Genomic DNA, 25,856 nt, shown 5'->3' with positions numbered 1-25,856 from the left:
CTCCGGCCGGATAGCTTGACGGTAGAGTCCATTCGGCCGCACCGAGCCGGCCGCCATCTGCCCCTCAGCAGAACCACCCAGAACATGCGCAAGGGTGCGCTCCACCCAGTGAATCTCGTCTCGCACGCCCGAACGGAGCCCGCATGACTGCTGTCACGCCCGCGCAGGACCCGCCGAGCCGCTACCGGATCGAACCGACCGTGCTGCAGGCCCTGCGCAGCCCCCGCATCCTCACCCGCGAGGTGCTGGCCGGCCTCGTCGTCGCGATCGCACTGATCCCCGAGGCCATCGCGTTCTCGATCATCGCGGGCGTCGACCCTCGCCTGGGCCTGTTCTCCTCGTTCGTGATGGCCGTGGCGATCGCGTTCCTCGGTGGCCGGCCCGCCATGATCACTGCGGCGACGGGCGCGGTCGCCCTCGTCATCGCGCCCGTCGCGCGCGAGTACGGCATGGACTACTTCATCGCGACGGTCATCTTCGGCGGCGTCATCCAGATCGTCCTGGCCGTCCTCGGCGTCGCGAAGCTCATGCGGTTCATCCCGCGCAGCGTCATGGTGGGCTTCGTCAACGCGCTCGCCATCCTGGTCTTCGCGGCGCAGTTCCCGCAGCTCATCGACGTGCCGTGGCTCGTCTACCCCCTCGTCGTGGCGGGCCTGCTCATCATGTACCTGATGCCGCTCGTGACGAAGGTGATCCCCGCACCTCTCGTCGCGATCGTCCTTCTCACGGGCGCGACCGTCGTCTTCGGGCTCAACGTGCCGACTGTCGGTGATCAGGGCGAACTCCCCCAGAGTCTGCCCGAGCTCTTCATCCCGAACGTTCCTCTCACGTGGGAGACGCTCAGCATCATCTTCCCCTTCTCCGCCGCGATGGCCGTGGTCGGCCTGCTCGAGTCGCTCATGACGGCGAAGCTCGTCGACGACATCACCGACACGCACTCCCGCAAGACGCGCGAGGCGTGGGGCCAGGGTGTCGCGAACGTCCTCTCCGGTGCGTTCGGCGGCATGGGCGGCTGCGCCATGATCGGCCAGACGATGATCAACGTGAAGGCATCCGGCGCCCGCACCCGCATCTCGACGTTCCTCGCGGGTGTCTTCCTGCTGATCCTCGTGCTCGTCCTCGGCGACATCGTCGCCATCATCCCGATGGCCGCGCTGGTCGCGGTGATGATCGTCGTCTCGGTCGCGACGTTCGATTGGCACAGCATCCGCCTCGCCACCCTCAGACGGATGCCGAAGAGCGAGACCCTCGTCATGCTCATCACGGTCGCCATGACGGTCTGGACCGAGAATCTCGCGATCGGCGTCGGGGCGGGCGTCGTCGCCGCGATGATCCTCTTCGCTCGCCGCGTGGCGCACTTCGTCACGGTGACGAGGCGCGTCGCCGAGACGGACGGCTCCCCCGTGGCCCACTACACGGTCGACGGCGAGCTCTTCTTCGCCTCGAGCAACGATCTGACGACGCAGTTCGAGTACTCGCGCGATCCGGACCGCGTCGTCATCGACATGGCGCGCTCGCACGTGTGGGACGCTTCGACGGTCGCCGCGCTGGATGCCATCCAGACCAAGTACACCCACCTCGGAAAGACGGTCGTGTTCGAGGGCATGAACGAGGCGACGGCGCGCCTGCACCGCCGGCTCAGCAGCGGACCCGAGGCCTGAGCCCTCAGCGAGCGGGAAGCAACGTCGCCAACAGCGCTTCGATGCGAGCGCGGATGTCGTCGCGGATCGGGCGGACCGCCTCGATCCCCTGCCCCGCCGGATCGTCCAGTTCCCAGTCCTCGTACCGCTTGCCGGGGAAGATCGGGCACGCATCACCGCAGCCCATCGTGATCACGACGTCGGATTCCCGAACCGCGTCCACCGTCAGGATCTTCGGGATGCCGCCGGCGATGTCGATTCCTTCCTCGGCCATCGCCCGCACCGCGACGGGGTTGACGGCGTCCTTGGGCGCGGAACCCGCCGAGAGCACCTCGACGTCATCGCCGCCCAGGGCCCGAAGGTAGCCCGCGGCCATCTGGGATCGTCCGGCGTTGTGCACGCAGACGAAGAGGACGGTGGGCTTGCGTGTCATGAGGTCGTTCCTTCTCGTCGCGGACGGTTGACGGAGGGCTGCCCCCGACCGGTGGCGCGCACGCGCGATCCGTTCACGCGCAGCATCCGCCATCGATACCGGGGTCCGTCGAGCACACGCCGGTGGCCGGAAGCACCAGATCGACCTTCGCCGCGGAGGCCATGTCGCCGGCGAGCCACGCCGCGACGGATCGGACCTGCTCGTACCCCGTCGAGAGGAGGAATGTCGGCGCGCGTCCGTAGGATTTCATGCCGACGATGAAGAAGCCGTGCTCGGGGTGCGTGAGCTCGCCGAAGCCGTGCGGCTCGACCGTGCCGCAGGAGTGCATGTTCGGATCGATGAGCGGGGCGAGGCGCCGGGGAGCCTCGACGACCTCATCGAGGTCGAGTCGGATCTCGCGAAGCATGCCCAGGTCGGGACGAAAGCCCGTCGCGTTGACGACGACGTCGGCCTCGTGCACGGCGAGATCCCCGTGTCGACGGCCCCCCAGTTCGACGGTGTCCGCGACCCGTCGGGCCGTCATGATCTCGAAGCCGTCGAGCAACGCGATCTCCGAGCGCTCGACGGCCCGATCGACGCGGCGGCCGAGGTGCGCGCGTCCGATCAGCTCGTCATCGGGCGAGGAGGAGACCCGCACCGCTCGAGCCGTGCGGATGAGCCAGGTCACGCTGGTGTCCGGCTCCTCCCGCGCGAGGTCGATCAGGGCGAGGAGCGTGTTCGCGGCCGAGTGCCCCGCACCGACGACCGTGACCCGACGCCCGGCGAACTGCGCACGATCACGGCCGAGCACGTCGGGGAGCGCGGGGGTCACGAGGTCGGCGATCTCCGGCATCCCGAGCAGGTCGAGGCCGTTCGACGACAGCGGATTGGGCGACCGGTACGTGCCGGATGCGTCGATCACGGCGCGCGCAGGGACATCCTCGATGCCGCCGCCTCCCGTTCGGATGCGCACGTTGAACGGCGCATCCGCTCGTGCCGCACTGCGGGTGCGGTCCATTCCCTCACGTGTCACGCCCACGACTTCGACGCCCGTGCGCACACGCGCTGCGATCTCGTCGACCTCCGCGAGCGGGGCGACATAGCGCTCGACGAGCTCGGCGCCCGTCGGGGCGCGCTCGGGATCGGGAAGCTCCCACCCGCGCGCTTCGAGAAGTCGGCGGGATACCGGGTCGACGAGGTGCTTCCACGGAGAGAAGAGCCGCGTGTGCCCCCATTCGAGAATGCTGGATGCCGCGTGCTCCCCCGCCTCGAGGACGACGAAGTCGATCCCGCGCTCGAGCAGGTTCGCCGCGGCCGCCAGTCCGATCGGTCCCGCACCGATGATGGCCACGGGCAGCGTCGAGAGCCGACTCGTCTCGGTGACACGCGGCGTCAGGTCGAGCAGGGTCACGATGGCCTCCAGATATCGATGAGCGTCGATGCTGTCCGATTCTGGTCGCTCTATCGACGCCTGTCAATATCGATTACCCTCGATACATGACCACGATGCTCGAGCCGACCGACGTCCGCGCCGACGCGTGCTGCGCCCCTCTCGTACGCGAGCCGCTCACGGCGGCGGAAGCGGAACGGCTGGCGACGACGATGAAGGCGCTGGCCGATCCGACGCGGTTGCGACTGCTGTCGATCGTCGCCGCTTCGGAGGACTTCGAGGCGTGTGTCTGCGACCTCATCGAGCCGGTGGGTCTCAGCCAGCCGACCGTCTCGCACCACCTGAAGATCCTCACGACCGCGGGCTTCCTCACGCGGAGCAAGCGCGGAACCTGGGCGTATTTCCGGCTCGTCCCCGGAGCGCTCGATCGCGTGTCGCAGCTCCTCGTGGGGTCCTGAACGCGTGTCGCGCACACATCATCGCGAAGGGTCGGCGCGGAGCACGATGACACACGCCGTCGCGCCGGCGAGACTGTCCCGTCTCGATCAGCTTCTGCCGCTGTGGATCCTTCTCGCCATGGCCGCAGGACTCGCCCTGGCGGTATTCGCTCCCGCCTTCGGCGACCTGCTGCATGCAGCATCCATCGGATCGGTCAGCGTGCCGATCGCGCTCGGTCTGCTCGTGATGATGTACCCGGTGCTGGCGAAGGTGCGCTACTCCGATGTCGCCGTCGTCGCGCGGGACAGGCGCCTGCTCGTCTCGTCGCTGATCCTCAATTGGCTGGTCGGCCCCGCACTCATGTTCGCGCTGGCCTGGCTTCTGCTTCCCGACCTGCCGGAGTACCGCACCGGGCTGATCATCGTCGGACTCGCGCGGTGCATTGCGATGGTGCTCATCTGGAACGACCTCGCGTGCGGGGACCGCGAGGCGGCCGCCTTCCTCGTGGCCGTCAACTCCGTGTTCCAAGTGGTCGCGTTCGCGGGCCTCGGATGGTTCTATCTGCAGGTGCTGCCGACGTGGCTCGGCCTGTCGACGACGAGCGCCGAGTTCTCGGTCTGGGCGATCACGGTCAGCGTCCTGGTGTTCCTCGGCGTCCCGCTCATCGCGGGGTACCTGTCGCGCGTCATCGGCGAGCGGCGCCGGGGACGCCAGTGGTACGAGTCCGTCTTCCTCCCGAAAGTCGGCCCGTTCGCGCTCGGCGGGCTGCTCTTCACGATCGTGATGCTCTTCGCCCTGCAGGGCCAGCACGTCATCGACAGGCCGTTCGACGTGGCGCGGATCGCGCTCCCGCTCCTGGCCTATTTCGTCCTGATGTTCCTCATCGGCTTCCTGACGGGCAGGCTGATCGCCCTCTCGTACGAGCGCACCGTGTCACTGGCGTTCACCGCGTCCGGCAACAACTTCGAGCTGGCCATCGCGGTCGCCATCGGCACGTTCGGCGCCACGAGCGGACAGGCACTGGCGGGCATCGTCGGGCCGCTCATCGAGGTGCCCGTTCTGGTCGCTCTCGTCTACGTCGCGCTGTGGCTGCGCCCGCGGTACTCCGCGGCGAGATCGTATCCGCAGACCGGCAGTCCGCCGCAGGAGCGTGCTCCATCGGATGTGCGCCAGCTCAGTCCGTGAGGGCAGCGGTGTCCGCGCGGGACACCACGACCGGCGGCGGCGTTCGGGCTACTCCCGGCTTCGCCGGCCCGTGCCCGCGACCGCCTCGGGGATCGGCACGTCACCGGAGTTGAATCGGATCGTGCGCCCGATCGTCGAATCGTCGGCGAGCGCGGCCGCGACGACGGCCGCGACGTCCGCACGGGACACCGTGCCCGACTCGTCGGCTTCGACGTCGATGCGCCCCGTCGGCTCGTCGAGCGTCAGACCGCTCGGCGCGACGATCGTCCAGTCCAGTCCGCTCGCGCGCAGATGCGCATCGGCGGCGGCTTTGGCCTCGGCGTAGGCGAAGAACGAGTTGTCGGGGTCGACACCGTGATCAGCGCCCGCGCCGAAGTACGACACCATGACGTAGCGCCGGACGCCGGCGGCGACCGCCGCCTCGATCGATCGGATCGCGGCATCCCGATCCACAGCGTAGGTGCGGGCCGCGTCGCCGCCGCCCGCTCCCGCCGACCAGACGACCACGTCGTTGCCGCTCACGAGGTTCGTCAGCTGCTCGGTGTCGAACTCCTCGATGTCCGCGACGAGCGGCTGCGCACCGGTCGCGGCGACGTCGGCCTCATGATCGGGATTGCGAATGACCGCCGTGACGGTGTCGCCGCGATCGGCGAGGATCGGTTCGAGCAGGAGCGCGACCTTGCCGTGGCCGCCGATGAGCAGAATGCGAGTCGACATACCGCGAGCCTATGTCCCGGCACCGACGAACGGGGCGGGGTTGACACGCACCACCACCGACGTGCATTCACCGGAATGGATACCGCACAGGTGCGGTTGCATCCGTCATGCAGCGCTTCGGAACCCTCTCGTTCGGTCATTACGGTCCCCTCGGCGGCGGACGCCAGCTCACCGCCGCCGACTCGATGCACCAGGCCATCGATCTCGCCCAGGGGATGGACGACCTCGGTGTCAACGGCACCTACTTCCGCGTGCACCACTTCGCACGTCAGCAGTCCTCGCCGATGCCGCTCCTCGCCGCGATCGCGGCACGAACGGAGCGCATCGAGGTCGGCACCGGCGTCATCGACATGCGCTACGAAAACCCGCTGTACCTCGCTGAAGAAGCCGCGGCGGTCGATCTCATCTCACGCGGACGGCTGGCGCTGGGCGTGAGTCGCGGATCACCCGAGACCGTGGTTCGCGGATACGAGGCGTTCGGATACACGGGCTCGGCCGATCCGCGCGGCGCCGATATCGCGCGCGAGCACTTCGACCTGTTCCTGCGCGCGATCGACGGCGAAGGACTCGCCGAACGCGACGCGAACTCGCCGTTCGGCGGCGGCACGGGCATGCAGCGGATCGAGCCGCACTCCCCCGGGCTGCGTTCTCGGGTGTGGTGGGGTGCCGGCACGCGCGAGACGGCCGAGTGGGCGGGCAGCATCGGGGTGAACCTGATGTCCTCCACGCTGCTGACCGAAGACCGCGGCCTGCCGTTCGACGAGCTGCAGGCACAGCAGATCGACGCGTTCCGTGCCGCGTGGCGCACGGCCGGGCACGGCGGTGAGCCGCGCGTCTCGGTGAGCCGCTCGATCTTCCCCATCACGACGGCGGAGGATGCGCTCTACTTCGGGCGCACCCGAGAAGGAGATCAGGTCGGCGTCATCGACGGCATGCGGTCGACGTTCGGGCAGAGCTATGCGGCCGAGCCGGATGTGCTCGTGGAGCAGCTGCTCGACGATGCCGCGATCCGCTCGGCGGACACCCTCATGCTCACGATCCCCAGCCAGCTCGGGGTCGAGTTCAACCTGCGCATCGTCGAGTCGTTCGCGACGCACGTCGCCCCCGCCCTCAGCTGGGAGCCGGCCACCGCGGGCCGGACGCCGTCCACTCAGGACTGACCGGCCGTCACGCCGGGGTCGCGACGCGTCCGACGGCCTCGCGGTGGAGCCTCAGCCGCGGAAGTCGTCGGGGTCGACGTCGTTGAGGAACCTCTTGAACTCGTCCACGCTCTCTTCGGCATCGACCTCGTCGCTCATCAGATCGGGCACGCCCGCCTCCTCCATGACGGCGTCGGCGACCCACAGCGCCGCTCCGGCACGGGATGCCAGAGCGACGGCATCCGAGGGTCTCGCGTCGATGATGCGGATGCCGCCGGGCGTGACGAGCGTGATCTCGGCATAGTACGTGCCATCGTCGATGCGGGTGATCTCGGTGCGCTCGACGCTCGCGTCGACGGACTCGATCACGCCCTTCATGAGGTCGTGTGCGAGCGGCCTCGGCACGCTCGCGCCCTCGACCGCGATGAGGATCGAGGTCGCCTCGAGCGCCCCGATCCAGATCGGGAGCATGCGCCCGGCGCCGGGCAGCTGGTCGATCGGCTTCAGCAGCAAGACGTGCTGCCCCGACTCGTCGAGCGCGATGCCGGCAACGCGGACCTGGACCACGGGCGGCTCCTTCCGGTCGAGGTGCTCCTGCCATGGTAGGCAGACTGCGCGCGCGTGGGACGCGCAACGCAGTGGCAGACTCACCTGCATGTGGATCGGCTGGATGGAGTTCGATGTGCTGCTGGGCGACGTGCGGTCGCTCAAGGAGAAGCGCAGCATCCTGCGGCCGCTTCTGGCCGATCTGGGCCGGCGCACCGAGGTCGCCGTCGCCGAGGTCGGTGCGCACGACCTGCACCGCCGCACCGCGATCGGCGTGTCCATCATCGCGGCGGACGCGTCCCACGTGCGCGACGTGCTCGATCGCGCAGAGCACCTCCTCGCCGACGAGCACCCCGAGGTCACGGTGCTGTCATCGCGCCGCGGGCTGCACTCGAGCGACGACTGAATAGCACCGGGATGCGGCATCCGCAATCCCCGGGCGCACGTGCCGGCGAGCTCGTACCGTCGAAGGACAGCTCGAAGGAGACGACATCATGGCGACCACCACGAAGAACGGTTCGAAGAGCAAGACCGCGGGCGACGCGTCGAAGAAGTCCGCGACGAAGAACAAGCGGCGCCCCGCCCGCAGCGGCGCGATGCTCACGAGCGAGCAGAATGCCGAGAGCGGTTTCCGCGCCTCGGAGTCGCTGAGCGAGAACCTTCAGCGCGTGCTCGTCGATCTGCTCGAGCTCGCGAGCCAGGGCAAGCAGGCCCACTGGAACGTCGTGGGCAAGAACTTCCGTGACATGCACCGGCAGCTCGACGAGATCATCGAGGCCGCGCGCGGCTTCAGCGACACGATCGCCGAGCGGATGCGGGCGCTGCACGCTCTCCCCGATGGCCGCAGCGACACGGTGACCGAGACGACGACGCTGCCGGAGTTCCCCCAGGGCGAGATCGACACGGCCGACGTCGTCGACCTCATGACCGAGCGCCTCGACGCCGCGGTCGCGACCTGCCGCGACGTGCATGACGACGTCGATGAGGAGGACCCGACGAGCGCCGACATCCTGCACGCCATCCTCGAGTCTCTCGAGCAGTTCGCGTGGATGGTCAGCGCCGAGAACCGCACCGCGACCCGCTGAGGACGCTGTCATGACGAGGTTCGGCTACACGCTCATGACCGAACAGAGCGGACCGCGCGAGCTCGTGCGCTACGCACAGGCCGCGGAGGACGCGGGATTCGACTTCGAAGTGTCGAGCGACCATTTCTCACCGTGGCTGACCAGTCAGGGACACTCGCCCTACGCCTGGACCGTGCTCGGCGCGGTAGCCCAGGCGACCTCGCGCGTCGAGCTGATGACCTACGTCACGTGCCCCACGATGCGCTACCACCCGGCGGTCGTCGCGCAGAAGGCCGCGACGATGCAGATCCTCAGCGAAGGCCGGTTCCTGCTCGGAATCGGATCGGGCGAGAGCCTCAACGAGCACGTCGTCGGCGACGGGTGGCCGAGCGTCGACACGCGTCAGTCGATGCTCGTCGAAGCGCTGGAGATCATCCGTGAGCTGCAGACCGGTGACCTCGTCACCTACGACGGCACGTTCTTCCGCGTCGACTCCGCGCGCATCTGGGACGTGCCCGACACGGCGCTCGAGGTCGGTGTCGCCGTCTCGGGCGAGCAGTCGGTCGAGGCGTTCGCGCCCCTGGGCGACCATCTCATCGCCGTGCAACCCGAAGCGTCGCTGATCGAGGCGTGGGATGCCGCCCACGACGGGCCGTCGCGAAAGATCGGTCAGGTGCCCATCTCGTGGGATCCGGATCGGAACGCCGCGATCGAGCGCGCGCACGACCAGTTCCGCTGGTTCGGCGGCGGATGGGCCGTCAACGCCGACCTGCCGACTCCGGCCGGGTTCGAGGCGGCGAGCCGCTTCGTACGCCGTGAGGACATCGCGGAATCGATCGCGTGCGGACCCGACCTCGATGAACTCGCCCAGAGCGTGGTTCCCTACACCGAAGCCGGGTTCACCGACATCGCGGTGGTCCAGATCGGCGATGAGCGTCAGGACGATTTCCTCGCCGATGTCGCCGAGCCGCTGCTCGAGAAGATGCGCGCTCTCTCCTCGGGCGTTCGACGCGATTCCGGCGCGACCGGCCGATGACTCTCTGATCGCGCCTGATCGGGGCTGAAGCCTGCTGTGCGCCCGCCGGCGCGCTGATGGATCGGCGGCGGTCTGACCACGCGACACGACGACGCCGGATTCACAGCGGATGCTGAGAAATCGCTTGACCCCCGTGCATCCGAGCGATAGACATTGCGCAACGCGATGACCCGCTCGCGGATGAGTTCGGTACTCGCCGACGGGGTGGTGCACCGTTCGACCCGCACCACCTCGCTTCGTTGCCCGATGCTGTCTACGCACCCGAGGAGGGATGCTCGATGTTGTCTGTCAAAAAACGGAGGAAGGCGGTCGGAGGTGTCGCGGTCACCGCCGCGCTCGCCGGCCTGCTCCTGACCACCCTGACGCCGATCGGCGCAGTCGGATCCGAGGATGAGCTCGATCTGCTGCGTGAAGCCGACGAGGAAGTCAGCGTCATCGAGGTGACGGTCTCCGACCGTGACGAGCTCGACCGCCTGATCGCCACCGGGATCGACCTCGACCACGGCGTCGAGCAGCACGACAACGGGTCGCTCACCGTCGAAGCGATCCTCACGCCCGGCCAGGTGACCGCGCTGGAAGCACGCGGTTTCACGATGGGCGATGTGCTCTATACCGAGGAGGACACCGAGAACGTGCTCGCCGAGCGGGAAGCTTTCCGCACGCAGGCACTCGCTGAGAACCGGGCCTTCCGCATGGCCGTCCAAGAGGAAGGTGCCGACGATCTCGAAGTCCTGCGCGCCGACTATTACACGTCGTTCGGTGTGGGGTATCTCTCGGTCGAGGCGCGCTTCGCCGACGGACAGACGAACACGGCACCCATCGTCGTCCGGCGTGACAGCGGCCCCGGCACCGAGATCGGCAGCGGCGGATCGCAGAACATGACCCGCTTCGTCGACGCCGGCGTCTACATCAAGCACCGTGGTGCGACAGCAGTCACCACGCGTCCCGACATGATCAGCCTGACGAGCCCGAGCGGGAACGTCGTGACCGCAAAGGTCGACGACTGGCTGCCGATCGACGGCGACGATGTCTTCGGCCCGCACTACGAGACGGACTTCATCACGTCCTATCTCACCCCGACCGAGCTCTACGACCGCATCAAGGGTCTCGCCGCCGACTTCCCGCAGATCTCGGAAATCGTCGAGATGCCGTACCAGACCAATGGCTATCGTCGTCATGCCCAGGCGATCCTGGGAACGGCGACCCCCAGCCGTGTCGGCATCGACTCGCGGGCGTGGGGTCACGAGGGCGGCAACGGCGTCGTCGTCTCCATCGCCGCACCCACCGGTCCTGACGCCGCTCTCGCGGTGAACGTCTCGGGCACGGCGATCACGGTCACGCCGGCCACGAACGCCGAGGGCGCCATCACGAGTACGGCGGCACAGGTCGTCGCCGCGATCAACGGCTCCGAGCGCGCAGCCGAACTGGTCACGGCCTACACCTACCGCGGCAACGCGGGTGGTGGCGTCGTCGCCGCGGCGTCGGCCACGCTGACGGACGGGCTGTCGGCACCGGCATCCGTCTCGCGCGAGCCGCAGACCGTCTACGCGATCCGCATCGGCGCCGTCCGCGACGGATCGAAGATGGGTGTCCTGGCGTACGCACAGGAGCACGCCCGCGAGTGGGTCCCGCCGCTGGTCACGATCGAGACGGCCGAGCGTCTGCTGCGCAACTACGAGCACAACGACGCGGTCAAGGAGATCGTCGACAACCTCGACATGTGGATCATCCCGTCGATCAACCCGGACGGCGGCAACTACTCCTTCTACGACTTCGCCTCGCAGCGCCGCAACATGGTGAACTACTGCCCGACGACCGGCACCGGTGACTTCCTCGCCCGCAATTCGTGGGGTGTCGATGTCAACCGGAACTACGACACCTACAGCCTGTTCGACGGCTACAGCGGCGCCTCGACGTCGTGCAGCAGCGACACGCACGCCGGTCCGTCGGAGCTGAGTGAGCCCGAGTCACGCAACATCGACTGGCTCGCGGCGAACTACCCGAAGATCCGCTTCTCGATGAACCTGCACAGCTCGGGCGACTACTTCATGTGGTCCCCCGGTGCGTACAAGCTGCCCGGTCGCGAGACCGCGCCGCGTCCGAGCGCAGAGGACGAGGCGTACTTCTGGGAGGCATCCTCGCGCATCCTCACCGAGATCAAGCGGTACCGCGGACTGTCCGTGACGCCGGCCCGCACGGGACCGATCGTCGACGTGCTGTACTCGGCGGCCGGCAACTCCGGTGACATGTTCTGGTACAAGTACGGCATCTACGCGTGGAACTTCGAGGTCGGCCGGTCGTTCCAACCTCCGTTCACGAGCGCGAACCCGACCGCTGCGGCAGCTCACCCCGAGTCGCAGGAGTACGCGAATGGGCTCATGGAGCTGATGCGCGTCGCTCTCGACCGCAGCAGGGTCGGTCTCGACGCGGAGGTCGCCACGCGCTGCCTCGCCGGCAAGGTCTACACGTCGGTGTCGGTCACGAACAACGACACCGTCCCGGCGGACATCAGGGTCACCAGCGACCACGGCGGCAAGTCGTTCACGGCGGTGCAGCCGGGCAAGACCGTCTCGGTCTCGATCAACACCCGCACCGCGACGCTGACGGCAGGAGAGATCGGCATCACCGGCACCGCCGGTGACCGGACCGACCTGGAGACGAGCGTCACGTACGCCGCGACCAACTGCGGCTGACCCTTCGGAAGCCTGAGGCCCGTGACCGGTTCGGTCGCGGGCCTCACGCTTGTGTCCTCCTGCGCAGGATGCTGATGCAGGACGATATCTCGCCGCCAGTCTGACGGGTCTGGCTGCATCTCGCTGTGCGATCCGTTTACGCCGATTCACAGCGGATACTTAGAAATAGCTTGACCCCCGGTGCATACAACCGATAGACATTGGACAACGCGATGACCCCCGCTCGCGGATGAGCTTGGGACTCGCCCTCGGGGTGATGCACCGTTCGACCCGCACCACCCCGCTTCGCTGCACGATGCTGTTCACGCACCCAAGGAGGGGATGCTTGATGTTGTCCGCTGTGAGAAGAAGAAAAGCAGTCGGAGGTGTCGCGGTCAGTGCCGCGCTCGCCGGCCTGCTCCTGACAACCCTGACACCCATCGGTGCAGTCGGGTCCGAGGACGACCTCGATCTGCACCTCGAAGCCGACGACGCGGTCAATGTCGTCGAAGTGACGGTTCCCGACCGTGACGAACTCGACCGTCTGATCGCGACCGGCGTCGACCTCGACCACGGCGTGGATCAGCACGACAACGGCTCGTTGACCGTGCAGGCCGTGGTCTCCGACAGCCAGGTCGCAGCCCTCGAGGCACGCGGCTTCACCATCGGCTCGGTGCTGTACACCGAGCAGGACACCGAGGACGTGCTCGCCGAGCGCGAGGCGTTCCGCACGCAGACACTCGCCGAGAACCGGTCCTTCAGTCGGGCTGCCCAGGCGGACGACGTGTCGTCCATCGAGATCCTGCGCGTCGACTACTACACGTCGTTCGGTGTCGGCTACCTCTCGGTCGAGGCCCGCTTCGCCGATGGCCAGACCAACACCGCACCGATGGTCGTGCGTCGCGACAGCGGCCCCGGCACCGAGATCGGCTCGGGCGGACAGCAGAACATCACGCGCTTCGTGGACGCCAGCGTCTACATCAAGCACCGTGGCGCTGCCGCTGTCCAGACCCGTCCGGAGATGATCAGCATCACGAGCCCGACCGGTGAGGTCGTCACCGCAGAGGTGAACGACTGGCTGGCCATCGATGACGAGGACCCGTTCGGCCCCCTCGAGAAGGACTTCATCACGTCCTACCTCACCCCGACCGAGCTCTACACTCGCATCCACAGCCTCGCGGCTGAGTTCCCGGAGATCTCCGAGATCGTCGAGATGCCCTACCAGACCAACGGTTACCGTCGCCTCGCTCAGGGCATCGTCGGCACGGGCAACGCCAGCATCGTCGGTGTCGACTCGAAGGCGTGGGGCCACGAAGGTGGCAACGGCATCGTCGTCTCGATCGCCGCACCCACCGGCGCGAACGCCGCGCTCGGTGTCGCCGTCGACGGCACCACCGTCACGGTGACGCCCGCAACCGACGCCGAGGGCGCGATCACGACCACGGCCGCACAGGTCGTCGCCGCGATCAACGGCTCGGAGGCTGCATCCGCGCTCGTCAACGCGTACACCTACCGCGGCAACGCGGGCCTGGGCACGGTCGCCGCGGCGACCGCGACGCTCACCGACGGCCTGTCGGCACCGGCATCCGTCTCGCGCGAGCCGCAGACGGTCTACGGCATCCGCATCGGCACCACCCGCGACGGCTCGAAGATGGGCGTCATGGCGTACGCCCAGGAGCACGCTCGTGAGTGGGTCCCGCCGCTGGTCACGATCGAGACGGCCGAGCGTCTGCTGCGCAACTACGAGTCCAACGCCGAGGTCCGCAAGCTCGTCGAGAACCTCGACATCTGGATCCTGCCGTCCGTCAACCCCGATGGTGGTCACTACTCGTTCTACGACTTTGCGTCGCAGCGCAAGAACATGACGAACCACTGTGAGATCACGGGCACCGCGGACTACAACTCGCGCAACTCGTGGGGTGTCGACAACAACCGCAACTACGACACGTACAGCCTGTTCGACGGCTACAGCGGCGCCTCGCACTCCTGCACCAGTGGCTCGTATGCGGGTCCGGCGGAGCTGAGCGAGCCCGAGTCGGCCAACATCGACTGGCTCGCGACCAACCACCAGAACATCACGTTCTCGATGAACCTGCACAGCTCGGGTGACTACTTCATGTGGTCGCCGGGTGCGTACAAGGTCCCCGGCCGCGAGCCCGCCCCGCGTCCGAGCGCCGAGGACGAGGCGTACTTCTGGGAAGCCTCGGAGCGCATCCTCGGTGAGATCAAGCGCCACCGCGGCCTGTCGGTGACCCCGGCCCGCACCGGCCCGATCATCGACGTGCTCTACTCGGCCGCCGGTAACTCGGGTGACATGCTGTGGTACAAGCACGGCATCTACGCGTGGAACTTCGAGGTCGGTCGTTCCTTCCAGCCCCCGTTCACGAGCGAGAACCCGACGGCTGCCGCGGCTCACCCCGAGTCGCAGGAGTACTCGAACGGTCTCATGGAGATGATGCGCGTCGCTTACGACCGCAGCCTGGTCGACCTGGATGCTCAGGTCACCACGCGCTGCCTCGCAGGCAAGGTGTACACCTCGGTCACCGTCAAGAACAACGACTCCGTCCCGGCGGACATCACGGTCACCAGTGACCACGGTGGCAAGTCGTTCACGGCGGTGCAGCCGGGCAAGACCGTTTCGGTCTCGATCAACACCCGCACCGCGACGCTGACGGCAGGCGACATCGGAATCACCGGCACCGCCGGTGACCGTAACGACCTGACGACGAGCGTCACCTACGCCGCAACCAACTGCGGCTGACCCTCTGAAAGCGGAAGCCCGTGACCGATTCGGTCACGGGCTTCCGTGTTTTCATCGAGCGCGGGTTACTGCTTCGTCGAGCGTTCGATCGACATGACGAGGATCACGCGGTCGGCCTTGTCCGGCGGGGGCGTCGTGCTGGGGTTGCCGTACCGGTTCTGCAGCTGCACGTAGAACGCCCCCTCGGGGTCGGGCACGACCTCGACGAGACGCCCGGCCACCTCGAGATAGCGGAACGGGCTGTCCGGATCGAGGATGGACAGAGCCATCGACGGGTTGTGCTGCAGGTTGCGGTACTTCTGGCGGTAGTTCGTGTGCGTGAATCGGACATGTTCACCGTCGAACTCGAACCACATCGGAGTGACCTGCACGGTGTCGTTCGGTCGAATCGTGCCGAGGTGCCCGTACAGCGGCAACTCGAGCAGACGGCGGTATTCAGCGGGGACGATCTCGTCGACATGGGGCATGGTCATAGTCTGCCCCGAAGATTTCGGCAGCATGTCGATTCCGCGGCCGCCCGTTCGACGTCATAGTGAGAGGGGATGACCGATCCCCGCCGAACAGGGAGCACCCCATGAAGCACATGCTGATCATGCGCGCGACGTCGCAGGCCGCCGACGCGTACGCCGAGATGGATTTCGAAGCGGTCATCAACGCGATGGGCGCGTACAACGAGTCGATGATCTCCGCCGGGGTCCTCGTCGCCGGCGACGGGCTCGCACCCGAGCCGGGCTACGTCGTGGATTTCGACGGCGAAGCCCCCGTCGTGAGCGATGGGCCCTACGGCGAGGTGCACGAGCTGTTCAACGGGTTCTGGATCGTGCAGACCGCGACCGCCGAAGAGGCGCTCGAGTGGGCCAAGCGCTGTCCGCTCGGTCCCGGAGCGAAGCTCGAGGTGCGGCGCGTGACCGACGAGAGCGACTTCGCCGACTACTCCGACAACGAGTTCATCCGCAAAGAGAAGGAGTGGCGTGCCGAGCTCGGCACCGAATGACGTCCGCCGCACGGTCGAGGCCGTCTGGCGCATCGAAGGCGTGCGGATCGTCGCCTCCCTCGCCAAGATGACCGGCGACCTCGGCCTCGCCGAGGACGTCGCGCAGGAAGCCGTCGTCGAAGCGCTCGGGTCGTGGCCCGCAGACGGCGTGCCGTCGAACCCCGGCGCATGGCTCACGGCCGTGGCGAAGCGCCGAGCCATCGACTCCTGGCGCAGGCGAGAGCGCCGCGACGAGCGCTACGCCCGGATCGCGGTCACCCTCGACGAGGCGGCGGATGCCGAATGGGAGCCGATCGACGACGACATCGTGCGCCTCGTCTTCACCGCATGCCACCCTGTGCTCTCGCGGCAGTCGCAGGTCGCGCTCACGCTCCGCGTCGTCGCGGGCCTGTCGACCGACGAGATCGCACGGATGCTGCTGACGACCGTGCCGACCGTGCAAGCCCGCATCACCCGCGCGAAGAAGACCCTCAGCGCCGCCCGCATCCCGTTCGAGACTCCGGACCCCGCGGAATGGAAAGCGCGCCTGGGCACCGTGCTCGGCGTCGTCTACCTCGTCTTCACCGAGGGCTACGCCGCGACGACGGGAGACCGATGGCTGCGCCCCGATCTCGCCGACGAAGCCCTGCGTCTCGGACGTGTCGTGAGCGGATTGCTCCCCCGCGAGGCCGAGCCCCTCGCCCTCGTCGCCCTCATGGAGTTCCAGCGCTCGCGCTTCGCCGCGCGCGAGACCTCGTCGGGCGCCCCGGTGCTCCTGGCCGACCAGGATCGTGCACGCTGGGACCACGGCCAGATCGCCCGCGCGCGTGGGCTCCTGGAGAGAGCGGATGCCGCGGCCGCAGCGCGCCGATCCGGTCGCGGCCCGTACGCGCTGCAGGCGGCGATCGCCGAGTGTCATGCCGTCGCGCCGAGCGTCGACACGACCGACTGGTCGCGGATCGTCGTGCTGTACGAGGCCCTTGGCCGTGTCGCGCCGAGCCCGGTCGTCGAGCTCAACCGCGCAGTCGCGGTGTCGATGGCGACCGGTCCCGCGCAGGCCCTGCCGATACTGGACGAGCTGGAGGCCCGCGGCGCGCTGAACGGCTCGCACCTCCTGCCGAGTGTGCGCGGAGAACTGCTCGCCCGGCTCGGGCGCGTCGACGAGGCGCGTTCCGAGCTGCGAACCGCGGCATCCCTCGCACGGAACGCCGCCCAGCGCTCTGTCCTCGAAGCCAAGGCGGAGACGCTGGCGTGACGCGACGGGTCAGCGCCCGTTGTCGTCGCCGAGAGGCGGAAGAGGCAGTTCGCGGGCGGCATCCCAGGGCTCTGTCCACCCGAGCCTGTCGAACAATCCGTCCAGCAGCGCTCCCGTGAAGCCCCAGACCAGATGAGCGCCGGGCCGATCGGCGCGCGGCACGAGGAACCCGGGGCTGCGGAACCGCTGCTCACCCCGCGTGACCACGATCGACCCGCGATTCGCGGGGTCGAGGAGATCCGCGACGGGAGCGCGGAAGACGTCGGCGGATTCCCGCTCATCGACCACGCGGACCGCGCTGGGATGCCGCCACCAGCCCAGGACAGGCGTGACGAGATGACGCGAGAAGGTGAGCGGCACCGCCTCCAGCGTGCCGAGCACGTCGACGCCGTCGGGATCGAGCCCGGTCTCCTCCTGTGCTTCGCGCAGGGCCGCGCCGACCGGCCCGTCGTCGTGCGGATCGAGGCGCCCACCGGGGAACGCGATCTGACCGGGGTGAGCGCGCAGCGTCTCGGCGCGCGCGAGCAGCAGCACGTCGAGATCGCGGCTGACCGCCGACGCCTGCGCATCGTGATCGCTCGGAAGATCGTCGAGCACGCCGAAGAGGATGAGCACCGCCGCCGATCGGGCGTCCCGCAGTACAGGCTCGTCCGCGAAGGCGGTGAATCCTGACCCGCCACGCCCCGTCGCGACCGCGTCGGCCAGCGCTGCGAGCTGCATCCGCGCGCTCTGCGGATCGAGGTCGGTGGGCATCGATCCAGGCTATCGCCGTCCGGTGACGCCGCGGCGGACAGCCGCTTGCCGACGCTGCGCGAAGCTCCCGGCATCCATGTAACGCTCAGGTAACGCACCCGAATCGTCCAGAAACGGGGAGCAGACTCGCTGACTTGTGCCTGCGGAGACGGGCACCACGCGTCTGCCCGATGGCGCGAATACCCCGATACGGAACCAGAATTCATGCGCTCGAACACGTCTTTCTCTCCTGCCCGCCGCCTGCGCCGCCTCGCCGAACAGCGAGCGCGCCGCCGCCCCACCGTCATCGCCGCGACACTCGCCCTGGGCCTGGTCGCCACCGCGAGCATGACCGCCGCGAGTCCCGTGGCACAGGCCGAAGCCGCGGGACCCTTCGGGAGCTTCGTGCTCGCGTCAGCGGTCACTGCGCTCCACGACGCGACGACGACCGACGACACCCACGGCGACGTGCTGACCGAGGCGAACGACGCCCTCGCCGCCGCTGAGGCGACGATCGCCGCGGCTGAGACGGTGACCGCCGATATCGCCGCATCCGGTCTCGAGATCGATGCCCCCGTCACCGTCGTCGACACGACCGAGCTCGTCGAGGCCGTCGAGCGCCTCGACGCCGGCACCGAGGCGAGCGCGGTCGTGTTCCTGCCGACCGTGACCGACGAAGTGACCACGCTCATCGACCCCATCGAGGCCGAGGTCGCAGCGCTGCGCGGCAGCCTCGACGCCGCCATCGCGCTGAAGGCCGAGCAGGAGGCCGCCGAGCAGGCCCGCCTCGAAGCCGAAGCCGCAGCCGCGGCGGCGGCCGCTGCTGCTGCCGCTCCCGCCCGGCCCGCGGCATCCGCCCCCGTCTTCGCGACCGGCGGTGCCGTCGGCGACAACAGCCCGGCCGGCGCGCAGGCATCCGCGCGGGCGATGCTCGGCAACTACGGCTGGGGCGACGACCAGTTCGGATGCCTCGTCTCGCTGTGGAACAAGGAGTCGGGCTGGAACTACCAGGCCTACAACGCCTCGAGCGGTGCCACCGGCATCCCCCAGGCGCTCCCCGGCAGCAAGATGGCCAGCGCCGGTGCCGACTGGCAGACCAACGCCAGCACGCAGGTCGCGTGGGGCCTCGGGTACATCGCGGGGCGCTACGGCTCGCCGTGCAACGCGTGGGGCCATTCGCAGTCGGTCGGCTGGTACTGAGTCAGCGCTCACACCGCGATCGCCGCTTCACCGAGGTAGTCGTCGGGGGTCAGAATCCGCACACCGTCGTCGTGCAGACGGAACTGCCCGCGCAGCGGCACCTCGGCGTGGCGACACGCGTCTGACATGGCACGTGCCCATCTGAGCTCGTCGGAGCCGAACTCGGGCGGACCGGGCCGCTCCCAGACGAGCACGACGCTCGCGGCATCCGTCCACGTGCAGAGATCCCCCAGGTGCGCCGCGAGGACGCTCGCGTTCGTGACATGCCCGAGATCGGGTACTCGGACGATCTCGTCGGGGTCCTGCGGGTAGTTGTCGCACGGCATGATCGAGTCGGTCAATCGATCGCCCGCGTCGAGGAACAGCAGCCACAGCTGCCGTGGATTGATCGCCCGCTCGAGCAGCAGGCCGAGTTGATCGGTGAGGGCTTCGTCGCTCGTGAGGATCCGGTTGCGGTCGAGGTCTCGTCTGGTCGGTGTCATGCGTCCACCCTGACGGCGCCCCAGCGCCCCGCGACGTGCAGATCCCGGTCGGTGGAGAACGTCGGCGATCGCCCCGCCTGGGGAGGAAGCTCGCTACGAGATGACGAGCGCGACCGACGCGCTCTGCGCGCGACGGAGCTTCTGCGCCGCACGGAGCATCTTGTATTTCACGCCGTACTTGGCCGCGAGCGCGCGATCGAGACGACCCAGTGTCGCCGCGTCATCCCGCACGACGGCGGTCGCTTCGACGGAGTCCGCGTCGTCGGCGGGATTGCCGCGCGCATCGCACGGGGTCAGGGTGACACGCGGAGTGTGCCGGAGGCGCTTGACCTTGCCGGAACCGCCTCCGGTCGTGACGAGCAGCTCATCGCCGTCGCGGACGATCCACACGGGGGTGCCCACCGGCACGCCGGTCTTGCGGTAGGTCGTGAGCAAGACGTACTCGTGATCGGCGATCGGACTCGAAGGTTCGGGCATCCGTCCATTGTCGCCCGGTCAGCGCGGGGCGCCGACCCTCAGCGCGCGCGGGTCACGAGTCCGGCGATGAGCCGCCAGCCGACGAGCATGACCAGAAGCACGGATGCCGCGACGATGACGAATGCGAACTGCGTGCCCTGACCGCTCAGGATCCGAAGCAGCATGGCGCCCGCGACCGTGATGGCCCACACCGGCAGCCCCGTGCGCACCGGCGCCATCGGTGCTCGCCACGCCAGGCTCACGCCCCAGGCGATCACGAGGGCGAGGAGAAACGTCCACGCGGTGTCCCACAGACCGATGAGCGGATGGTCGTCGTGGCTCGCGCGCCCGATCGCCGCGAAGATCGTGACGAGTACGGCGTCGATCAGGAACGACAGGATGAGCGGCTTCGCGGGATAGCTCGGTGCCGCGTCGACGGCGCCGCCCGACTGGTTCGAGGTCACGGATCGAGGGTATCGCTCGTGCCTCGGGGCGACGTCGGGATGGCGTGGGAGTTCGCGCGCGTCGAAACCGCGCACGCGCACGTCAGCGGCATCCGCGACCGCAGGTTTCGTGCGCGCGAACGGCCAGGGCCGCCGGGCCTCGGGCCACCGGGCCGCCCGCCACCGGGCCGCGATCAGCCGGCGGCGAGCAGCGCGGCGGCGTCCTCGGCGATCGCGAAGAACGCCGTCGGGTCGGCGACGGCGGCCGGGTCGTCCGAGCGCGCGAACGCCGTCAGCACGACGGGTTCGGCGCCGTCGCGCTCGAGGTACCACGACCCGGCGAGCACGCCGATCGAGCTGCCGCCCTTGTAGCCGACGTACGACCACTCCTCGCCGAGGTCGAGCCCGGGATTGGCCGAGAGGATGCCGCGCACCGGCGCCCCGGCATCCGTCGATGCCCGCTCCTGCAGGGCGATGTGCGCCCGCGCGATGTCGTCGGGCGTCGCGAACCAGTCGACGCCCGACTGCCAGGCCGTCACCGCCCAGTCGCCGCTCGCGATGTCGGGCACGCCCGCGGGCACGTCGGCGAGGATCGCTTCGCGCTCGGCCGGGGTCGCGGCATCCGCCCACCGCTCGCGCAGCGACGGGTCTGCCCATCCGAGCCAGAAAAGCTCGCGCGTCGTCACGAAGGGCGTGTTGATCGCGGGGTCGTGGTGCCCCATCTCGGCGAGCGCCGCCTCGGCGGCCTCGCGGCCGACCGCACGGATGAGGGCGTCGGTCGCCGTGTTGTCGCTGATCGCGATCATCTTCTCGGCCGCTTCGAGCGCCGTCACGGTCGAGCCGTCGGGCAGATCCTGCAGCTCGCCGCTGGGCAGGCTCCGCACCTCGCCGTCGATCGTGAGCGGGGTCTCCCACGCGAGATCGCCGCGCTCGACGGCGTCGACGACCGCGCCGAGCACGTAGAGTTTGAAGATCGATCCGATCGGAGCGGCCGACGCATCGCCGATGAGCTCGTCGGGCGCGTCGGAGCCGACGGTCCGCACCTGCAGCGAGGCGTCGTACGGCAGGGCCTCGATCTCGGCGCGCAGTTCGTCCCAGCTCGCCGCGGGGACGCGGTCGGGCTGCGGCATCCCGAAGAAGAGCCCGTTCATGCGCCCGTCCGAGCCGACCGAGACGGTCATGTCGTACTCGGCCGCCGACGAGGCGATGCGCACGCGCGCCTGCTCGTCGCCGCCGTCGTACGTCTCGACGCGCCACGGCTTGGCGTCCTGCATCTGGCCGAGGATGGACCGCAGATCCTCGACGGAGACCTCCTCGAGCATGACGGGGTCGAAGCGCTCCTCGATCTCGGCCGCGTCGCTCACCGCGTCGGCGTTGATCTCGTCGAGCACCCACTGCGCCTGACTCCCCACGGCGGTGTCCGGGATCTCGAACGTCTCGGTCGGCGCGTCGGGCGTCACGGCGCACGCGGCGAGCGCGAGGGCGAGCACGGCGGCTGCGAAGCCGGCCGCCGCGCGGCGGATCGGTCGTTTGTCGGTGAAAGTGACCATCGTTCCAGCCTGCCTCATGTCGGGTCCGGCCCTCCTCCCCCCGTGGGCTGAGATACTGCTGGAGGACGCCCGCGCACCGCTCAGGAGAAGCCATGACCGACGACACCGGCACGATCACGCAGACCCCCGGCACCGAGACCGCCGTCCTCGCGGGCGGATGCTTCTGGGGCATGGAAGACCTCATCCGCCGGCAGCCCGGCGTGCTCGCGACGCGCGTCGGATACACGGGCGGCGAGAACGCCCACCCGACCTACCGCAACCACCCCGGGCACGCCGAGGCCATCGAGGTCGTCTTCGACCCGGCGCAGACGTCGTATCGCGACATCCTGGCGTTCTTCTTCCAGATCCACGACCCGTCGACGCTCAATCGCCAGGGCAACGACATCGGCACGAGCTACCGGTCCGCGATCTTCCCCGTGACGCCCGAGCAGGAGCAGGTCGCGCGCGACACGATCGCCGACGTCGACGCCTCGGGCCTCTGGCCGGGTGCCGTCGTCACGACGATCGAGCCGTCCGGCCCTTTCTGGGAGGCCGAGCCCGAGCACCAGGACTACCTGATCACGTACCCGAACGGGTACACCTGCCACTTCCCCCGCGCCGGGTGGGTGCTGCCCCGCCGCGACGCCGCCGCCTCGGCGTGACGCTGTGAGATGAGCGGATGCCGCCACCCGGCCGGCATCCCCGCCGCCGGCGGTGCCGGTCAGCGCCGGTCGGTCACGCCCGCGAGCAGGGCGTGCAGCAGCGGCAACGCGGACGCCACCATCAGCACGGTGCCGACCACCGGGACGACCGGGAGCAGGATCGCGCCGCCGATCAGCAGTCCCACGAACAGGATCGCCGAGACGGCCCGTCGCCCGACTTTCTCGATGCGACGGAGGCGCTGCTCGAGTTTCGAGGTGTCGACGGTGAGCCTGCCGCTCTCGAGCCGCGTCGTGAGCGCGTCCAGGCGGCGCGGGAGCCCTGCCGCCACCGACAGCGTCGACACGGCTTCTTGGGCGAACGCCTGCACGACGTTGCCGCTCTCGTCGCGGACGATCCGGGCAGCGTAGGGCTCGACGGCATCCCAGATGTTGAAGGCGGGATCGAGCGAGCTGCACATGCCCGATGTGAGGGACATCGCTCGGATGATGAGCAGGAAATTCTCGGGCAGCTGGAACGGCAGCGAGCGCACGACATCACCGAATTCGGTGGCGAACTCGCGGAATTCGCGAGGGTCGACCTCTTGCAGCTGTGCGAAGCCCATCCCGCCGAAACGCGCGAAGAGCTTGGTCATCGCCCGTTCGAGCTCTGCGGTGTCGGCCGTCGGCAGAAGCACCCCCACGTCGCGGATCCCATCGACCAGACCCGCTCCGTCCCGTGACGCGGCTGCGACGAGGATCCGACGGAGGCCCCGGCGCAGATCCTGGGGAACCTCGCCCATCATTCCGAAATCGATGAAGGTGAAGCACCACGAACGCCTCCCCTCAGGCGTCGGCGTGACGAAGACGTTGCCGGGATGCGGATCGGCGTGGAAGTACCCGTTGACGAAGAGCTGGTCGAACATCACGGCCGCGAACTCGGCCGCCACCTCGGCCGGGTCGATTCCCGCCGCCCGAAGCGCAGCGACGTCGTTGACCTTGATCGCCGTGACGTCCTCAAGAGTCAGCACGCGCCGCGTCGTGCGCTCCCACACGATCTCGGGCGAGCTCACACGATCGTCGCCCGAGAAGTCGTTCGCGAACCGCTCCGCGCCGGCGGCCTCGTGGACGTAGTCGATCTCCTCGAGGCTCGTGTGCGCGAACTCCTCCACGAGGGCGGGCGCATCCACGCGGTTCGCCACGACGCGCACACGGCTCAGCCACTGCGCGACGCGCCGCAGCGCGGTCAGGTCGACGTCGACCACCTGGTCGATGCCGGGGCGCTGGACCTTCACGACGACGTCGCGGATCCCCGCTTGGGCGGCATCCGCGTCCGAGAGCACGGCGCGATGGGCCTGCCCGAGGGATGCGGCCGCGAGCGGAACCTCGTCCACGAACGCGAAAGCCGTGCCGAGCGACACGCCCAGCTCCGCCTCGGCGAGCGCGCGGATCGCCGGGAACGGCACGGCGGGAACCTCGTCCTGCAGTCCTTCGAGCACCTTCGTGATCTCCGGCGGCAGCACGTCCAGGCGCGACGACATGAACTGCCCGACCTTGATCATGAGGCCGCCGAGCTCGACCGCCAGCACGTGGAACCGCTGTGCGATGCGTGTCATGCGCGCGGCGCGCGTGCGTTCCGCGATCCTGCCGAGCCCCACCCGGGGAAGCAGCAGCTCGAACCACCACGTCTGCACGAGGTAGCGCGCCGCGAACCGCAGGATCCTCCCCGCCGCGAACGCAGATCACCGGCGGCGGTCATCGAGCCTCCCCGGAGCCGACGTGCCGAGCCGCATCCGGTCAGTCCTGAGCGAGGATGGCGTAGAGCTTGCGGCGCGCCTCGTCGAGCACGGCGACCGCCTGCTGCACCTGCTCGGACGATCCGGTCCGCCCCACCTGGGCGGTCACCTGCGCGAGCTCGATGCCCGCCTTCGGCAGCGCCATGATCCGTGCGCTGTCCGCAGCGCCGGGGGTCTCCCACGGCGCCGTGCGCTCACCCGCGGCATCCGCGGCCTCTCGGCCCTCCTCGGTGAGCGAATAGGTCTTGCGGCCGCTGGACTCCTCGGCGCTCACGAGGCCCTCGTCGGTGAGCAGCTGCAGGGTCGGATACACCGAGCCCGGACTCGGCTTCCACGTTCCACCGCTGCGCTCGCTGATCTCCTGAATGATCTGGTAGCCGTGCATCGGCTGCTCGGCGAGCAACGCCAGAACCGCCGCGCGGACGTCGCCGCGGCCCATCCGCGGGCCCGCCTTCTGCTCGAAAGCACCGCGCAGCTGCTCCATCGCCTCCCAGATGCCGGCCGTCGGCCAGCCCTGACCTCGTCCGCGACCGCCGACCCCGTCGCCCATGAATGATCCGCTCATGACACTCCTCCTCGCGATTGCCCTACCGATACATGACGATATATCGCTGAACATCGGATGCCCGTCGATTCGGTCATCGCACGGTGGCATCCATGGCAAAGACTCAGGAGCGCTCGACGGGCTGGCGCAGGATGGTCCGCAGCTTGGCGGGGGCGACGCGACGCGGGTCGCTGAGATAGATCTCGTGGTGGCGGCCTGTCATCCGCAGGCCTTCGTCGGGGATGAACTCGTCGTGCATCGCGGCGAGGACGGGAGACTCGTCGTCGTACGAGCCGACGTGCAGCGTCTGGACACACAGCCCCTCATCGAGCACGGCGAAACGCAGCCGCTCACCGAGGGGCGCGTCGGCGGCATCGCGGGCCCGATCGACGAGGCCGGGCTCCACCCAGTCGGGCACGAGGTTCAGCAGGGTCCAGTGCCACCGCGACTTGTCGCGCGTCGCGGTGAAGCTGTCCATGTCGTCGGCCCACCACAGGGCCTCGAGCGGTGGCACGACGTAATCGCGATCGAGTTCGCGTTTGCTGAGGAACTTCAGCTTGTAGGCGACGCTGTAGATCGAGCGGACGGCATCCGCGTATTCGGGTGCGCTGTTCGGGTCGCCCTCCCCGTCGATCATGAGGTACGACATCGGGGGCACCTCGATGATCGCGAACGCGCCCGCGCGCGCCGAGTAGGTGGGCACCGTCTTCTTCAGGTCGATCTTCATGCTCTCGCCATCGTGGCCGATGCCGGCCCGCGGCGCCAGACCGGGGGGTCGCGCCGCCCTCCCGCCCGCCCCCTCGCCCGC

The 25,856-nt window shown here is 68.9% G+C and carries 26 protein-coding genes; 13 read left to right on the top strand and 13 right to left on the bottom strand.

From position 1 onward, the window contains the following. Positions 1 to 143 precede the first annotated feature (143 nt). Entirely contained in the window at positions 144 to 1,661 is a 1,518-nt protein-coding gene (locus ACWICD_RS10165; RefSeq protein ID WP_454140078.1) for a SulP family inorganic anion transporter, read from the top strand. 4 nt (positions 1,662 to 1,665) lie between these two features. On the opposite strand, the gene ACWICD_RS10160 is transcribed toward ACWICD_RS10165, so the two are convergent. Both ACWICD_RS10160 and ACWICD_RS10155 read right to left on the bottom strand, forming a co-directional pair. Next, a complete protein-coding gene (locus ACWICD_RS10160) occupies positions 1,666 to 2,073 on the bottom strand; it encodes an arsenate reductase ArsC (RefSeq protein ID WP_376125546.1) in 408 nt (135 codons plus the stop codon). Between the two features lie 73 nt (positions 2,074 to 2,146). After that, positions 2,147 to 3,463 carry an NAD(P)-binding domain-containing protein gene (locus ACWICD_RS10155; RefSeq protein WP_376125543.1) on the bottom strand — a complete coding sequence of 439 codons (1,317 nt, stop codon included), beginning with the start codon at positions 3,461 to 3,463 and terminating at the stop codon, positions 2,147 to 2,149. Between the two features lie 86 nt (positions 3,464 to 3,549). On the opposite strand from ACWICD_RS10155, the gene ACWICD_RS10150 reads away from it, so the two are divergent. Continuing rightward, positions 3,550 to 3,900: a metalloregulator ArsR/SmtB family transcription factor gene (locus tag ACWICD_RS10150; protein WP_376125541.1), complete on the top strand. Its 351-nt coding sequence runs from the start codon at positions 3,550 to 3,552 to the stop codon at positions 3,898 to 3,900. A 46-nt stretch (positions 3,901 to 3,946) separates the two neighbouring features. After that, complete coding sequence (arsB, locus tag ACWICD_RS10145; RefSeq protein WP_454140077.1) at positions 3,947 to 5,065, top strand: ACR3 family arsenite efflux transporter; 1,119 nt, start codon at positions 3,947 to 3,949, stop codon at positions 5,063 to 5,065. Positions 5,066 to 5,113: 48 nt separating this feature from the next. Here arsB and ACWICD_RS10140 read toward each other — a convergent pair whose 3' ends face one another. Beyond that, the gene (locus ACWICD_RS10140; protein ID WP_376125536.1) at positions 5,114 to 5,782 is read right to left on the bottom strand and encodes an NAD(P)H-binding protein; all 669 of its coding nucleotides are present in this window, start codon (positions 5,780 to 5,782) and stop codon (positions 5,114 to 5,116) included. Between the two features lie 107 nt (positions 5,783 to 5,889). On the opposite strand from ACWICD_RS10140, the gene ACWICD_RS10135 reads away from it, so the two are divergent. Beyond that, positions 5,890 to 6,942 carry an LLM class flavin-dependent oxidoreductase gene (locus ACWICD_RS10135; RefSeq protein ID WP_454140076.1) on the top strand — a complete coding sequence of 351 codons (1,053 nt, stop codon included), beginning with the start codon at positions 5,890 to 5,892 and terminating at the stop codon, positions 6,940 to 6,942. Between the two features lie 51 nt (positions 6,943 to 6,993). On the opposite strand, the gene ACWICD_RS10130 is transcribed toward ACWICD_RS10135, so the two are convergent. Further along, positions 6,994 to 7,488 carry a bifunctional nuclease family protein gene (locus tag ACWICD_RS10130; RefSeq protein ID WP_376125532.1) on the bottom strand — a complete coding sequence of 165 codons (495 nt, stop codon included), beginning with the start codon at positions 7,486 to 7,488 and terminating at the stop codon, positions 6,994 to 6,996. An 88-nt stretch (positions 7,489 to 7,576) separates the two neighbouring features. Between ACWICD_RS10130 and ACWICD_RS10125 the strand changes: the two genes are divergently transcribed. The 5 genes from ACWICD_RS10125 to ACWICD_RS10105 all read left to right on the top strand — a co-directional run bounded on the left by ACWICD_RS10125 (position 7,577) and on the right by ACWICD_RS10105 (position 15,000). Next, complete coding sequence (locus ACWICD_RS10125; protein ID WP_376125530.1) at positions 7,577 to 7,873, top strand: DUF503 domain-containing protein; 297 nt, start codon at positions 7,577 to 7,579, stop codon at positions 7,871 to 7,873. Positions 7,874 to 7,961: 88 nt separating this feature from the next. Next, positions 7,962 to 8,552 (top strand): Dps family protein, encoded by a 591-nt coding sequence (locus ACWICD_RS10120; protein ID WP_454140075.1) that lies wholly within the window; start codon positions 7,962 to 7,964, stop codon positions 8,550 to 8,552. Positions 8,553 to 8,562: 10 nt separating this feature from the next. Next, the gene (locus ACWICD_RS10115; RefSeq protein ID WP_454140074.1) at positions 8,563 to 9,567 is read left to right on the top strand and encodes a TIGR03557 family F420-dependent LLM class oxidoreductase; all 1,005 of its coding nucleotides are present in this window, start codon (positions 8,563 to 8,565) and stop codon (positions 9,565 to 9,567) included. Between the two features lie 278 nt (positions 9,568 to 9,845). After that, positions 9,846 to 12,260 (top strand): M14 family zinc carboxypeptidase, encoded by a 2,415-nt coding sequence (locus tag ACWICD_RS10110; RefSeq protein ID WP_454140073.1) that lies wholly within the window; start codon positions 9,846 to 9,848, stop codon positions 12,258 to 12,260. Between the two features lie 328 nt (positions 12,261 to 12,588). Continuing rightward, positions 12,589 to 15,000, top strand: a complete 2,412-nt coding sequence (locus ACWICD_RS10105) for a M14 family zinc carboxypeptidase (RefSeq protein ID WP_454140101.1) — start codon at positions 12,589 to 12,591, stop codon at positions 14,998 to 15,000. 65 nt (positions 15,001 to 15,065) lie between these two features. Here the strand turns inward: ACWICD_RS10105 and ACWICD_RS10100 are convergent, their stop codons facing one another. Then, positions 15,066 to 15,467, bottom strand: coding sequence for a PPOX class F420-dependent oxidoreductase (locus tag ACWICD_RS10100; protein ID WP_376125526.1), 402 nt, complete (start codon positions 15,465 to 15,467; stop codon positions 15,066 to 15,068). A gap of 107 nt (positions 15,468 to 15,574) precedes the next feature. Here ACWICD_RS10100 and ACWICD_RS10095 point away from each other — a divergent pair, with 107 nt between their 5' ends. Both ACWICD_RS10095 and ACWICD_RS10090 read left to right on the top strand, forming a co-directional pair. Beyond that, positions 15,575 to 15,994 (top strand): YciI family protein, encoded by a 420-nt coding sequence (locus ACWICD_RS10095; RefSeq protein ID WP_376125523.1) that lies wholly within the window; start codon positions 15,575 to 15,577, stop codon positions 15,992 to 15,994. After that, positions 15,972 to 17,228: an RNA polymerase sigma factor gene (locus ACWICD_RS10090; RefSeq protein WP_376125522.1), complete on the top strand. Its 1,257-nt coding sequence runs from the start codon at positions 15,972 to 15,974 to the stop codon at positions 17,226 to 17,228. Before ACWICD_RS10095 ends, ACWICD_RS10090 begins: the two co-directional genes overlap by 23 nt. Before the next feature lie 9 nt (positions 17,229 to 17,237). On the opposite strand, the gene ACWICD_RS10085 is transcribed toward ACWICD_RS10090, so the two are convergent. Next, positions 17,238 to 17,981: an NUDIX hydrolase gene (locus ACWICD_RS10085; protein WP_376125520.1), complete on the bottom strand. Its 744-nt coding sequence runs from the start codon at positions 17,979 to 17,981 to the stop codon at positions 17,238 to 17,240. Between the two features lie 204 nt (positions 17,982 to 18,185). On the opposite strand from ACWICD_RS10085, the gene ACWICD_RS10080 reads away from it, so the two are divergent. Beyond that, positions 18,186 to 19,160, top strand: a complete 975-nt coding sequence (locus ACWICD_RS10080) for an aggregation-promoting factor C-terminal-like domain-containing protein (RefSeq protein WP_454140072.1) — start codon at positions 18,186 to 18,188, stop codon at positions 19,158 to 19,160. Positions 19,161 to 19,168: 8 nt separating this feature from the next. Here the strand turns inward: ACWICD_RS10080 and ACWICD_RS10075 are convergent, their stop codons facing one another. The 4 genes from ACWICD_RS10075 to ACWICD_RS10060 all read right to left on the bottom strand — a co-directional run bounded on the left by ACWICD_RS10075 (position 19,169) and on the right by ACWICD_RS10060 (position 22,091). Continuing rightward, positions 19,169 to 19,642 (bottom strand): hypothetical protein, encoded by a 474-nt coding sequence (locus ACWICD_RS10075; RefSeq protein WP_454140071.1) that lies wholly within the window; start codon positions 19,640 to 19,642, stop codon positions 19,169 to 19,171. A gap of 93 nt (positions 19,643 to 19,735) precedes the next feature. Beyond that, positions 19,736 to 20,119 (bottom strand): PPOX class F420-dependent oxidoreductase, encoded by a 384-nt coding sequence (locus tag ACWICD_RS10070; protein WP_376125512.1) that lies wholly within the window; start codon positions 20,117 to 20,119, stop codon positions 19,736 to 19,738. 38 nt (positions 20,120 to 20,157) lie between these two features. Next, the gene (locus ACWICD_RS10065) at positions 20,158 to 20,562 is read right to left on the bottom strand and encodes a DUF3054 domain-containing protein (protein WP_376125509.1); all 405 of its coding nucleotides are present in this window, start codon (positions 20,560 to 20,562) and stop codon (positions 20,158 to 20,160) included. Positions 20,563 to 20,735: 173 nt separating this feature from the next. Beyond that, complete coding sequence (locus ACWICD_RS10060) at positions 20,736 to 22,091, bottom strand: serine hydrolase (protein ID WP_376125506.1); 1,356 nt, start codon at positions 22,089 to 22,091, stop codon at positions 20,736 to 20,738. Between the two features lie 92 nt (positions 22,092 to 22,183). On the opposite strand from ACWICD_RS10060, the gene msrA reads away from it, so the two are divergent. Next, entirely contained in the window at positions 22,184 to 22,732 is a 549-nt protein-coding gene (gene msrA / locus ACWICD_RS10055) for a peptide-methionine (S)-S-oxide reductase MsrA (protein WP_454140070.1), read from the top strand. A gap of 59 nt (positions 22,733 to 22,791) precedes the next feature. Here msrA and ACWICD_RS10050 read toward each other — a convergent pair whose 3' ends face one another. From ACWICD_RS10050 to ACWICD_RS10040, 3 genes are all read right to left on the bottom strand, one after another. Next, positions 22,792 to 24,402: an ABC1 kinase family protein gene (locus tag ACWICD_RS10050; protein WP_454140069.1), complete on the bottom strand. Its 1,611-nt coding sequence runs from the start codon at positions 24,400 to 24,402 to the stop codon at positions 22,792 to 22,794. Between the two features lie 103 nt (positions 24,403 to 24,505). Further along, the gene (locus tag ACWICD_RS10045) at positions 24,506 to 25,069 is read right to left on the bottom strand and encodes a PadR family transcriptional regulator (RefSeq protein WP_376125446.1); all 564 of its coding nucleotides are present in this window, start codon (positions 25,067 to 25,069) and stop codon (positions 24,506 to 24,508) included. Between the two features lie 103 nt (positions 25,070 to 25,172). Continuing rightward, positions 25,173 to 25,775: a GyrI-like domain-containing protein gene (locus tag ACWICD_RS10040; RefSeq protein WP_454140068.1), complete on the bottom strand. Its 603-nt coding sequence runs from the start codon at positions 25,773 to 25,775 to the stop codon at positions 25,173 to 25,175. Positions 25,776 to 25,856 lie beyond the last annotated feature (81 nt).

It is taken from the genome of Microbacterium sp. NPDC055357, assembly GCF_053644835.1.
This window is presented reverse-complemented; position numbering and strand designations above follow the sequence as displayed.